This is a genomic window from Klebsiella sp. A52 (assembly GCF_018388785.1).
Classification (GTDB): Bacteria; Pseudomonadota; Gammaproteobacteria; order Enterobacterales; family Enterobacteriaceae; genus Klebsiella; species Klebsiella aerogenes.
On sequence record NZ_CP074437.1, the window covers coordinates 2,917,412 to 2,930,418 of the forward strand.

Sequence of the window (13,007 nt, forward strand, 5' to 3'; positions counted from 1 at the left end):
GCCCCATTGAAATATCTTGCCTCGTTTCATACGACCTTAAAGGTTTCTCGTTACCTGTTCAGAGCGCTGGCGGTTCTGCTATGGATGCTGATTGCTTTTGTCTCCGTGTTTTATATCGTTAATGCGCTGCATGAACGGGAATCGGAAATTCGTCAGGAACTGAATCTTAACGCCGACCAGGCGCAGCGATATATCCAGCGGACTGCGGATGTCATTAAAGAGCTGAAGTACGTCGCAGGCAATCGTGCGGCGACCGGGAGCGAGGGCAGCGCGGCGCTGGCCAACAGCGGCAATATCACTATCCCCAATTTTGAACCGCTGTATCCGGATTCCGACTGCAGCGCAATGAGCGGCGCCTGGCGCAATTCGCTGCAATCGCTGGCGTGGTTCATGCGCTACTGGCGCGATAATTTCTCCGCCGCCTACGACCTGAACCGTATCTTTTTAATTGGCAGCGACAACCTCTGTATGGCTAACTTCGGCCTGCGCGATATGCCGCTGGAGCGCGATCAGGCGCTGAAGGTGTTGCATCAACGTATCGAACAATATCGCGATGCGCCGCAAAACGAGCGCGGCAATAACCTGTTCTGGATTAGCCAGGGCGTGCGTCCGGGCGTCGGCTATTTCTATGCCCTGACGCCAATCTATATGGCTAACCGCCTGCAGGCGATGCTCGGCGTCGAGCAGACTATCCGCATGGAGAGCTTCTTTACGCCAGGCAGCCTGCCGATGAGCGTGACGATCCTCGATGATAACGGCCAGCAGCTCATTTCCCTTGCCGGGCCGGATAACAGTATTAAACCGGAAACCCGCTGGATGCAGGAGCGGATGTGGTTTGGCTACAGCTCTGGTTTCCGCGAACTGGTGCTGAAAAAGAGCCTGCTGCCGTCATCGCTGAGTATTGTCTATTCGGTTTCCGTCGATCAGGTGCTCGAGCGCATCAGGATGCTGATCCTCAACGCTATCGTGCTGAATATCCTGACTGGCGCGATCCTGTTCGCGCTGGCGCGCATGTATGAACGGCGGATATTTATTCCGGCGGAAAACGACGCCCAGCGTCTGGAAGAGCATGAGCAGTTCAACCGTAAAATCGTCGCCTCCGCGCCGGTAGGGATCTGTATTCTGCGTACCCAGGACGGCACTAACATACTGAGTAACGAACTGGCGCATAACTATCTGAATATGCTGACTCACGAAGACCGCCAGCGGCTCACGCAGATTATCTGCGGCCAGCAGGTCAACTTCGTCGACGTGTTAACCAGCAACAACACCAACCTGCAGATTAGCTTTGTACACTCGCGCTATCGTAATGAAAACGTCGCGATATGCGTGCTGGTGGATGTTTCCGCCCGTGTGAAAATGGAAGAGTCGCTGCAGGAGATGGCCCAGGCGGCGGAACAGGCCAGCCAGTCGAAATCGATGTTCCTCGCCACCGTTAGCCACGAGTTGCGTACGCCGCTGTACGGCATTATTGGCAACCTCGATCTGCTGCAGACCAAAGCGTTGCCGAAGGGAGTCGATCGGCTGGTGACGGCGATGAATAACTCCTCCAGCCTGCTCTTGAAGATTATCAGCGATATTCTCGACTTCTCGAAGATTGAGTCAGAGCAGCTAAAAATCGAACCGCGAGAGTTCTCGCCGCGCGAGGTCATGAATCATATTTCGGCGAACTATTTACCGCTGGTGGTGCGCAAACAGCTGGGGCTGTACTGTTTCATCGAGCCGGATGTCCCGCAAACGATGATCGGCGACCCGATGCGTCTGCAGCAGGTTATTTCCAACCTGCTGAGTAACGCCATTAAATTTACCGATACCGGCTGTATCGTGTTGCACGTCCAGCGCGCCGGCGACTATCTGCAAATTAGCGTACGTGACACCGGCGAGGGGATCCCGGCGAAAGAGGTTGTGCGCCTGTTCGACCCGTTCTTCCAGGTCGGTACCGGAGTACAGCGTAATTTCCAGGGCACCGGCTTGGGGCTGGCTATCTGTGAAAAACTTATCAGCATGATGGATGGCGACATTGCCGTGGAAACTGAACCCGGCATGGGAAGCCGTTTCACTATTCGTATTCCGCTATACGGCATGCAGCCGATGCCGCCGCTGCTGGCCGATCGGCACAGCAACAGCACCTGTTGGCTGGCGATTCATAACACGTCACTGGCGCTTTTTGTCGAATCGCTGCTGCAATATCATGGCCTGACGGTACGTCAATTTGCTGGTCAGACGCCGGCTGCCGACGATATTTTATTAACCGATGATGAAGGCTATGAGGGTTGGCCGGGAAGCGCTGCGGTGATCTTCTGCCGCCGCCATATCGGCATTCCTGTTGAGCGCGCGCCGGGAGAGTGGCTACATAGCGTTACCACGCCGCATGAGCTCCTGCCATTACTGGGGCGTCTGCTGCATCTGGCGCTGGCGGCGGAAGAGAATGGTCCGGCGCTATCGGCCCATGACGCGCCAACGGCCAGCAATGACGACATGATGATTCTGGTGGTCGACGATCATCCGATTAACCGCCGCCTGTTGGCCGATCAGCTTGGCTCGCTGGGTTATCAATGCGTAACGGCCAATGATGGCATCGATGCGCTTAACGTCCTCAGTAAACAGCATATTGATATTGTTCTCAGCGATGTGAACATGCCCAATATGGATGGTTACCGTCTGACGCAGCGGATCCGTCAGCTGGAGATGACGTTACCGGTTATTGGCGTGACGGCTAACGCGCTGGCGGAAGAAAAACAGCGTTGTCTGGAATCGGGAATGGATAGCTGCCTGTCAAAACCGGTGACGCTGGATATCCTTAAGCACACGCTGGCCACCTATGCCGCACAGGTACGTAAAGCCAGAAAAACAAGCTGAGGCCGCACGGAATGGTGCTGAGAGCTCCCCGGCGCGCGATGCTCTCCGGGGTGGGAATAAAGTTTCAGAATGGCCCGGAAACGGCGGCTGGCCGCCATCCGGGAAAAGTGAATTACTCTTTATCCGTTGAGGTAAGAGAAACGGAAGAGAGGTAGTTCAGCAGTGCGATATCATTTTCGACACCCAGCTTCATCATTGCCGATTTCTTCTGGCTACTGATGGTTTTAATGCTGCGGTTCAGCTTTTTGGCGATCTCGGTGACCAGGAAGCCTTCAGCGAACAAACGCAGAACTTCACTCTCTTTCGGCGACAGGCGTTTGTCGCCATAACCGCCGGCGCTGATTTTTTCCAGCAGGCGGGAGACGCTTTCCGGAGTAAACTTTTTGCCTTTCTGCAGCGCGGCCAGCGCTTTCGGCAGATCGGTCGGCGCACCCTGCTTCAGTACGATCCCTTCAATATCGAGATCCAGTACTGCGCTGAGGATAGCCGGGTTGTTGTTCATGGTCAGAACGATAATCGACAGTTCAGGAAAATGGCGTTTGATGTATTTGATCAGGGTGATCCCATCGCCATATTTGTCGCCAGGCATCGACAAGTCGGTAATCAGGACGTGCGCGTCAAGTTTAGGAAGATTGTTAATCAGAGCTGTGGAATCTTCAAATTCGCCAACAACATTCACCCACTCGATCTGCTCAAGTGACTTACGAATGCCGAACAGTACGATCGGATGGTCATCGGCAATAATTACGTTCATATTGTTCATGTATTAGGCTACCTTGCTACAGCAAGCTCTTGACGTAACCGTCAATGTCGCTGATGTATTTTTCTATACCTTGAGCATCTCTTTCATGAATCAGATGCTCAAGCGCTTCACATAACTGCTTGCCGGGTATCAGATTAAGCATCGCAAACGCCCCTTTGAGGCGGTGAGCGGTCTGCGCCAGCGCAGCGAAATCGCTGATGGTTAATTCAGTATACAATCTCTGAACATCATCCGGAACAGTGTCGGCAAACAGCGCGTAATAACCGCTGGCATGGAGTTCAGCATTCCCTTCATTTCCAGTGGAGGCGGGCTGAATCTCTTCTTGCGCCAGCTGCTGCTCAATCAGCTGCAGGATAGCTTCCTGCATGGCAGTGCTGATATTAAAATTGACGCTCAACTGACCAGGGCCAATTTTGCGTATCCCAACCTCATCATCGCTTAAAAGCAAGCCTGAAGCAGTAAGATTAGACGGATTATCAGTTAAAAAGAGATCGTACTCTTGACTTGAGAGTCTTTCGTCCGGGGTGATGCAGCTCGCGCCCCAGCTCTCTAACTGGCGCGTCACGATGCGGCGTACTTCATTGGCGGTAATGTCAATCATTACGACTACATCGTCCAACAGGTGTTCGCCGGAGTCGCTCTCTTCCTCGCTTGCCGCCATTTTAAGGTGTAGCGAGTAGCGGGTGCCGAGCGATTCTCGCGCCTTAATATTAAGCTGCCCGCCAAGCTTGCGGGTTAAACGGTCGCATAACCAGAAGGTGAGGGCATTGGCCTTGCCGTACTGGTCGGCTTGCGTCTCGTTAAGGAACGGGAAGTGCATATTATCGATTTCATTAGCGCTTACGCCGTTGCCGGTATCAAGGATACGGAAAGTCAGCCGATCGTCGGCAGATTCATCTTTGCTCACCTCAAGGGTGATTTTACCGATAGAGGTAGTGGTGATCGCGTACTGAATCAGCAGTAATAGCGTGCGGCGCAGCGCGTCGCGATCGCCGTAGCGCTGCTCGTTGGCCGGCAGCGCGTTATTGATTAACAGCTGGAGTCCCTTGCGTTTTACCATTGGTAGGACTTCAGGAACTACTTCATCTATTAAGCCCTGAATGGAGAATAAGCCGGGTGTGGTTTTCCAGGCGTCGCTTTCCAGTAAGTTCGCCAACTGAATCTCATCGACCAGATGAACCAGTTCATCCGCGCGCTGCGCCAGTTTACGGCTCTCATTAATGCCGATGGCCGCCGCTTCATGCGCCAGCGCCTGCGCCGGTTCTTTCAGCGCGGCGCCGATGTTCTGCATAAAGGCGATACGCCCCTGCTGATTTTTTTCATACAGACGCTGGGCCTGTTTGAGCTTTTTGTTCACCAGTACTTCTCTGTCCTGGTCGCGAATAATCAGGATCTGCGTACGCGGAGCAACCTGGCTACGGTACTGGCGGATTTCATAAAGTTCATTATTGATCGTCGCCTGAATGACCCCTTGATGCTGATCGGCCATGTTGGTGATGTTCTGCAGGTTCAGATGAGGCAACAGATGATCGGCGATCGGGTTGCTGATAATAGTGCGATTGGCTTCCTGATCGTGCACCAACAGGCCCAGCGGCAGCAAAGAGACAATCTCTTCATTAATTGCGCGCTGAGCGCGAAGCTCGCTGTTGGCGGCGGTGGGTGCCGCGCTAACGCTGCCAGTATTACGGCGACCGCTATAGTGACGGAATGTGGTAAAGCCAAACAGGGTTAATGCCAGCAGACCAATGGTGAGCAGCAGCGGCAGTAAAATATTCTGCAGGGATTCCATCAGCAAAGTGCTGAACGGCACGACCCACACCAGCCGCATGCCGGTGGTATTGATGGCGGTAGTTATCTCAATACGCAGGCCATTGAAGCTGACGCTAACGTTATCAACGGCTTCTTTATCAGGGCTGTTGGCGGCATTCTGTGCCGGATCTGCCTCCAGACGGAAGCTATCCAACGACATGCTCGGGGGGATGAGGTCGTTAATCGGTAAATCGAAGGCCACCACCGTTGCCAGGTGGCCCGGTTGGTTAAAGGTGGTACGCAGCGTGAAGTAGTGGCCATTTTGCCAGGTCAAATGGCGCAGCGAAGAAAAGGTTTCCCGTTCGTCCAGCGTATTTGCCTGCAGCAGCATTTCGGCGCGGCGGGATTCCACCACGCTGCTAATCGTCGATTCTTTAAAACTCGAAGACAGATCTTTCAGCGGCAGCGTAGAGACCAGAATCAAGCTGTTATCCAGCCCGTTCAGATAATACATCGACCAGGGGATGGTTTCCGCGCCCCATAGAATATCGAGGTAATTAGAAATTTTCTGCGTCATTTCAAGCGTCGAGCTGTCATGAGATCCGAAAATCAGCGCCTCGGTTTTGCGCCGAGGCTTTTCCAGATAGTAGACATCCTGCTTTAGCCGGGTTTCCTGCAGCCCATCGCTTGAAGTACTGGAACTGGTGGCTGCGATATTGTCGTAAATCTGCCAGGTGGCGTAACGCCAGGTATCGATGCGTTTGTGCAACGCGTGGCTGATATCAACCACCTGGTAACTTCTGTCTTTTAGCCACGTATTGACCGAGCTTTGGATCATCACGCCCATCGTCGCGAGCAAGACGATAACCATCAAAATGAAGAAGCGGGTGATGTTGCCTGGGATCAGGGAGAATTTTTTTTGGGTCATCGCGTAGCAGAGCTGCTCAGTAGTGTTTGTAAACAAGATGTTGCGCCATAGTGACGGGCAGCACAACGAATACTGGCTGGAAGTATAAAGGCTAAAACGGGAAATCCATACAACAGATTGACGCTGAGGGATCTTTTAATGCTGAGATTTGTCTCAAAACCATAGCGACCACGAATATGTACAGTGGAATTGATCTTGTACAATTAACTGGCATTTGTTGCAGGTAAATAGCACGAAAAAACAAGAAATTGGCGAAATAGGCTAACTTTCATTCGGAATTGATTGATTAATAGTCGTTATTTTTTTATGCGATAGCACAGCATAATTAAAGATACGTAAAGAAGGGTAAAAAAAACCGGATGCGAGGCATCCGGTTGAAATAGGGGTAAACAGACATTCAGAACTGAATGACGGTAATAAATAAAGTTAATGATGATAGCGAGGATTATTTTAGTCTTCGGGGAAGATTTTGTTTTACCATTCAGTGCTATACATTTACATGCTTTCAATAATTTGATTTTAAAGATAAATATTATTTTTTTGATTTTTGATGCTTATTTTGGCGACCATTATCGTGCCTGAAAAGTTCCTTGATATTTACAAATTGAAACATCTTGTGCGCATTTTGAAACACCTTAGAAGTTTTCGTATCATATTCTTGTTGGATTATTCTGCATTTTGCAGCACAATGAATACAGCCGACTGATTAGAAGGGTAATCAGTAAGCAGTGGCAATAATAAAAGGCATATAACAAACAGAGGGTTAATAACATGAAAGTTAAAGTACTGTCCCTCCTGGTACCAGCACTGCTGGTAGCGGGCGCAGCAAATGCGGCTGAAATTTATAACAAAGACGGCAACAAATTAGATCTGTACGGTAAAATTGATGGTCTGCACTACTTCTCTGACGACAAGAGCGTAGACGGCGACCAGACCTACATGCGTATCGGCGTGAAAGGCGAAACCCAGATCAACGACCAGCTGACCGGTTACGGCCAGTGGGAATACAACGTTCAGGCTAACAACACCGAAGGTTCTGACAAGCAGTCCTGGACCCGTCTGGCATTCGCTGGTCTGAAATTCGGCGACGCGGGTTCTTTCGACTACGGTCGTAACTACGGCGTTGTATACGACGTGACTTCCTGGACCGACGTTCTGCCGGAATTCGGCGGCGACACCTACGGTTCCGACAACTTCCTGCAATCCCGTGCTAACGGCGTTGCTACCTACCGTAACTCTGACTTCTTCGGTCTGGTTGACGGCCTGAACTTTGCTCTGCAGTACCAGGGTAAAAACGGCAGCACCAGCGGTGAAGACATGACCAACAACGGTCGCGGCTTCCAGAAACAGAACGGCGAAGGCTACGGCACCTCCGTTACTTATGATATCTGGGACGGCATCAGCGCTGGTTTCGCGTACTCCCACTCTAAACGTACTGACGATCAGAACGTTAATGGTGTTATGGGTCACGGCGACGACGCTGAAACCTATACCGGTGGCCTGAAATACGACGCTAACAACGTATACCTGGCGACTCAGTACACCCAGACTTACAACGCAACTCGCACTGGCGACATCGGTTTTGCTGACAAAGCGCAGAACTTCGAAGTGGTTGCTCAGTACCAGTTCGATTTCGGCCTGCGTCCGTCCATCGCTTACCTGCAGTCTAAAGGTAAGGACCTGTCCATTCGTGGCACCGGTATCAACTATGGCGACCAGGATATCCTGAAATACGTTGACCTGGGCGCGACCTACTACTTCAACAAAAACATGTCCACCTACGTTGATTACAAAATCAACCTGCTGGACGACAACGACTTCACCCGCGCTGCCGGTATCTCTACCGACAACGTCGTTGCTCTGGGCCTGGTTTACCAGTTCTAAGCAAGCTGAAGTGTTGAAAAAGGCGCCTGTGGGCGCCTTTTTTTATGCCCGGTTTAACCTCGCTGGTATACTCTGGCTGCCTTTGTAACAGGAGCCCGTTTTCATGGATACCACCTTTTTCCGCGCCGCCTTTATCGGCCTCTGCGTTCTGCTTACCGGCTGTGATTCCGCGACATCCCCGGCCACGCCAAAATCCGCCGCCACCGTGCTCGATGGCAAAACGATGGGGACCTATTGGCGCGTTAGCGTCGTCGGGTTGGATCCGGCGAAAGCCGAAGATTTACGCCATAAAGTTCAGGCGCAGCTCGATGGTGACGATCTGCTGCTTTCGACCTGGAAAAACGACTCCGCGCTGATGCACTTCAATCATGCCGCCACTACCGAACCGTGGCCGGTGAACGAAGCGATGGCGGATATCGTCACTCTGTCGCTGCGTATTGGCGCCAAAACCGCCGGAGCGATGGATGTTACCGTCGGGCCGCTGGTCAATCTATGGGGATTTGGCCCGGATAAGCAACCGGTAAAAACGCCGACGGCGCAGCAAATCGCGGCGGCAAAAGCGCGTACCGGGCTGCAGCATTTGACGGTGATTAACCGCGCCGATCAACAGTATCTGCAAAAAGATATTGCCGATTTATTTGTCGATCTTTCCACGGTCGGCGAGGGCTATGCCGCCGATCATCTGGCGCGGCTGATGGAGCAGGAAGGAATTGCCCGCTATCTGGTATCGGTTGGCGGCGCGCTGGTCAGCCGCGGGATGAACGGTGACGATAAACCGTGGCGAGTGGCGATTCAAAAACCAACCGACCGCGAAAACGCCGTCCAGGCGATTGTCGATATCAACGGCCACGGCATCAGCACCTCCGGTAGCTATCGCAACTACTACGAGCTGGACGGCAAACGTATTTCTCACGTTATCGATCCGCAAACCGGGCACCCCATCAACCATAAGCTAGTTTCGGTGACGGTGATTGCGCCGACGGCGCTGGAAGCCGACGGTTGGGATACCGGGCTGATGGTATTAGGGCCGGAAAAAGCCCAACAGGTGGCACACGAGCAGGGGCTGGCGGTCTATATGATTGTCAAAGAGGGCGACGGCTTTAAGACCTGGATGTCGCCGCAGTTCCGCACCTTCCTGGTCGGCGAGCAGAATTAAAAAGCAAGAAGCGCAGTTTTTTAGATCGGAGCAAGGCGCAAAGTAAGGATACACTTACAGCAGGAGCCCGCTATGAAACCGATGATTGCCGATATGACTAACGATGACCGCCGCTGGCAGGCGGTCTGCGAACGTGACGCCAGCGCCGACGGGCAGTTTGTCTTCGCCGTGTTGACCACCGGCGTCTGCTGCCGTCCCTCGTGCCGTTCACGGCGCGCGCTACGGGAGAATGTCCGCTTTTATTCTGATGTCGAAGCGGCAAAGGCCGCCGGATATCGCCCCTGTAAACGCTGTCGGCCGGATAATCTCGACCCCGACCAACAGCGGGTCGAGAAGGTGGCCGCCGCCTGTCGCCTGCTGGAACAAGAGGCGCCAATCACCCTTGAGGCGCTGGCGCAGCAGCTGGCGGTCAGCCCGTTTCACTTCCATCGTATTTTTAAATCCGTCACCGGGCTTACGCCCAAGGCCTGGCAGCAGGCGTGGCGCGCGCGGCGCCTACGCGAAGCATTAAGCCAGGGCGAGAATGTCACCAGAGCGGCATTAGCTGCAGGCTTCCCCGATTCCGCCAGCTATTATCGCCAGGCAAACGAGACGCTGGGCATGACCGCCCGCCAGTTTAAACGCGGCGGCGAAGATGTGGTGATTCGCTGGGTTTGCAGCGATAGCGCCTCTGGCCGGTGCCTGGTGGCGTTCAGCGAACGTGGCGTATGCGCCGTGTTGCTGGGCGATGACGATAAGGCGTTATATGCGCAGCTGGCGAGCTTGTTTCCCGGCGCCCAATTACAGCCGGGTGATGACACGTTTACCGAACGCGTGGCGCAGGTGGTTGCCCATCTGGATAATCCGCAGCAGGCGGTGAATTTGCCGCTGGATATTCGCGGTACCGCTTTCCAGCAACGGGTGTGGCAAGCCTTGCGCCAGATCCCGCCAGGCGAAACCCGCAGCTACCGCGAGGTGGCGCACAGCATTGGTCAACCGCGTGCGGTCAGAGCGGTTGCCGGGGCCTGTGCGGCCAATAAACTGGCGATAGTCATTCCTTGCCATCGGGTAGTACGTGAGGGCGGGGCGCTTTCCGGCTATCGTTGGGGCAGCGAACGCAAAGCGCTGCTGCTGGCGCGCGAAGCAAAAATACGGGAGAAATAATGCTCGATCTGTTTGCCGATACGCCACCCTGGCAGGAGCCGCTGGCCCCCGGGGCGATGATGTTACGCCGTTTTGCCGTTCAGCGCGCGCCGGCGCTGCTGCAGGCCATCGCCGGAGTGGCCAGCGCTTCTCCGTTCCGCCAGATGGTGACCCCCGGTGGTTATACCATGTCGGTGGCTATGACCAACTGTGGCCAACTCGGCTGGACGACCGATATGCACGGCTATCTCTATGCGCCGGGCGATCCGTTGACCGGCGAACATTGGCCGCCGATGCCGCCGCTCTTTCAGCAACTGGCGGCGGAGGCAGCGCAGGAGGCGGGCTATGCGCATTTCTCCCCGGACGCCTGTCTGATTAACCGCTACCAGCCGGGCGCGAAGCTGTCGCTGCATCAGGATAAAGACGAGCGGGATTTGCGTGCGCCTATCGTTTCGGTGTCGCTGGGACTGCCGGCAGTGTTTCAGTTTGGCGGGCTGAAACGTAACGATCCGCTGCGTCGGCTGCTGCTGGAGCATGGCGATGTGGTGGTTTGGGGCGGCGAATCACGGCTCTTTTACCACGGCATCCAGCCGCTTAAACCGGGGGAGCACCCGCTGACCGGCGCCTGTCGTTATAACCTCACGTTTCGCCTCGCGGGAGGCCGGCAAAAACAAAAATAAGAATTATTCTTGCTGTCGTCGGCAAGCCGTTTAAACTGCTGGCTGTTTGCTTGTCCGGATCGTAGCTTATGGAATTACTTGTTCTTGTTTGGCGCCAGTACCGCTGGCCGTTCATTGCCGTCATGGCGCTGAGTTTGCTCAGCGCGGCGCTGGGTATCGGGCTTATCGCCTTTATTAACCTGCGCCTGATTTCCCTTGTGGATACCTCGCTCACCGTGCTGCCGGAGTTTCTCGGCCTGCTGCTGCTGTTGATGGCGGTCACGCTCGGCTCGCAGCTGGCGTTAACCACGCTTGGCCACCATTTCGTCTATCGCCTGCGCGGCGAATTTATTAAACGCATTCTCGACACCCAAATCGAAAAGATCGAAAAAATCGGCAGCGCTTCGCTGCTGGCGGGCTTAACCAGCGACGTGCGTAACATTACCATCGCCTTTGTGCGCCTGCCGGAGCTGGTGCAGGGGATTATCCTGACCTTCGGGTCCGCCGCCTACCTGGCTTTTCTGTCAGGTAAAATGATGCTGGTGACCGCGGTCTGGATGGCGGTCACCATCTGGGGCGGCTTTGTGTTGGTGGCGCGCGTCTATAAGCATATGGCGACGCTGCGCGAGACCGAAGATAAGCTGTATCATGATTATCAGACGGTGCTGGAAGGGCGCAAAGAGCTGACGCTGAACCGCGAACGCGCCGAATTTGTTTTTAATCAGCTGTATCTGCCGGATGCCCGCGATTATCGCCACCACATCATTCGCGCCGATACGTTCCACCTGAGCGCGGTGAACTGGTCGAATATCATGATGCTTGGCGCCATCGGTCTGGTGTTCTGGATGGCTAATGGCCTCGGGTGGGCCAATACCGCGGTGGCGGCGACCTATTCCCTGACGCTGCTATTCCTGCGTACGCCGCTGCTGTCGGCAGTGGGGGCGCTGCCGACCTTGCTCAGCGCCCAGGTGGCATTCAATAAACTGCATCAGTTCGCGCTGGCGCCTTACCGCCCCGGTTTCCCCGAGCCGCAGGCGCATCCGCACTGGCAGACTCTGGAGCTGCGCGACGTCTCGTTCCGCTACCCGGATAACAGTTTTGCCGTCGGGCCGATTAATCTGACTCTCAAACGCGGCGAACTGGTGTTTCTGATTGGCGGCAATGGCAGCGGCAAGTCGACGCTGGCGATGCTGCTGACCGGGCTGTATCAACCGCTCTCCGGGCAGATCCTGCTCGATGGTCAACCTCTGGCGACGGAAAAACCAGAAGATTACCGCAAGCTATTCTCGGCGGTATTTACCGATGTCTGGCTATTTGATCGTCTGTTAGGGCCAAAAGGCGAACGCGCCGATCCGGCGCTGGTCGCGAAGTGGCTGGCGTATCTGAAGATGGACCACAAGCTGCAGCTGGAAGAGGGGAAAATCCTCGATCTGAAGCTGTCTAAAGGGCAGAAAAAGCGTGTGGCGCTGCTGCTGGCGCTGGCCGAAGAGCGCGATATCATTTTGCTCGATGAGTGGGCCGCGGATCAGGATCCGCATTTCCGCCGCGAGTTTTATCAGGTGCTATTGCCGCTGATGCAGCAAATGGGGAAAACCGTGTTTGCCATCAGCCACGATGATCACTATTTCCAGCATGCCGATCGCCTGCTGGAGATGCGCAGCGGCAAGCTGAGCGAGCTCACCGGCGTTGAGCGCGAACTGGCGACCCGCGACGCGGTAGCACGTACTGCTTAACGTTTTTGCTGGTTACCCGATCGGGCGTTTTCGTCCGTTCGGGACATATTGCTGGTTTTTACAGCAGATAAATTGCTGGCGGTTATTATTTCCCCCTCCTCGCGCTATGCTTATGGCTGCGGCCATGCAGGTCGACTTCTATTCTCACAAGGAT

8 protein-coding genes are annotated in these 13,007 nt (G+C 54.4%); 6 read left to right on the plus strand and 2 right to left on the minus strand.

Annotation, left to right across the window (positions count from 1 at the left end):
- Positions 1–6 precede the first annotated feature (6 nt).
- Positions 7–2,859, plus strand: coding sequence for a two-component system sensor histidine kinase RcsC (rcsC, locus tag KGA69_RS13850; RefSeq protein ID WP_049061095.1), 2,853 nt, complete (start codon positions 7–9; stop codon positions 2,857–2,859).
- Between the two features lie 112 nt (positions 2,860–2,971).
- On the opposite strand, the gene rcsB is transcribed toward rcsC, so the two are convergent.
- Both rcsB and rcsD read right to left on the minus strand, forming a co-directional pair.
- Entirely contained in the window at positions 2,972–3,622 is a 651-nt protein-coding gene (gene rcsB, locus KGA69_RS13855; RefSeq protein ID WP_015365624.1) for a response regulator transcription factor RcsB, read from the minus strand.
- Positions 3,623–3,638: 16 nt separating this feature from the next.
- The gene (gene rcsD, locus KGA69_RS13860; RefSeq protein ID WP_045391401.1) at positions 3,639–6,299 is read right to left on the minus strand and encodes a phosphotransferase RcsD; all 2,661 of its coding nucleotides are present in this window, start codon (positions 6,297–6,299) and stop codon (positions 3,639–3,641) included.
- Between the two features lie 771 nt (positions 6,300–7,070).
- On the opposite strand from rcsD, the gene KGA69_RS13865 reads away from it, so the two are divergent.
- From KGA69_RS13865 to KGA69_RS13885, 5 genes are all read left to right on the plus strand, one after another.
- Positions 7,071–8,183 (plus strand): porin OmpC, encoded by a 1,113-nt coding sequence (locus KGA69_RS13865; RefSeq protein WP_045391399.1) that lies wholly within the window; start codon positions 7,071–7,073, stop codon positions 8,181–8,183.
- A gap of 103 nt (positions 8,184–8,286) precedes the next feature.
- Positions 8,287–9,339, plus strand: a complete 1,053-nt coding sequence (gene apbE, locus KGA69_RS13870; protein WP_213292398.1) for an FAD:protein FMN transferase ApbE — start codon at positions 8,287–8,289, stop codon at positions 9,337–9,339.
- A gap of 72 nt (positions 9,340–9,411) precedes the next feature.
- Entirely contained in the window at positions 9,412–10,482 is a 1,071-nt protein-coding gene (ada, locus tag KGA69_RS13875; RefSeq protein WP_045391396.1) for a bifunctional DNA-binding transcriptional regulator/O6-methylguanine-DNA methyltransferase Ada, read from the plus strand.
- Complete coding sequence (gene alkB / locus KGA69_RS13880) at positions 10,482–11,141, plus strand: DNA oxidative demethylase AlkB (RefSeq protein ID WP_045391394.1); 660 nt, start codon at positions 10,482–10,484, stop codon at positions 11,139–11,141. Before ada ends, alkB begins: the two co-directional genes overlap by 1 nt.
- A gap of 68 nt (positions 11,142–11,209) precedes the next feature.
- Positions 11,210–12,853: a multidrug ABC transporter permease/ATP-binding protein gene (locus KGA69_RS13885; RefSeq protein WP_045391392.1), complete on the plus strand. Its 1,644-nt coding sequence runs from the start codon at positions 11,210–11,212 to the stop codon at positions 12,851–12,853.
- Positions 12,854–13,007 lie beyond the last annotated feature (154 nt).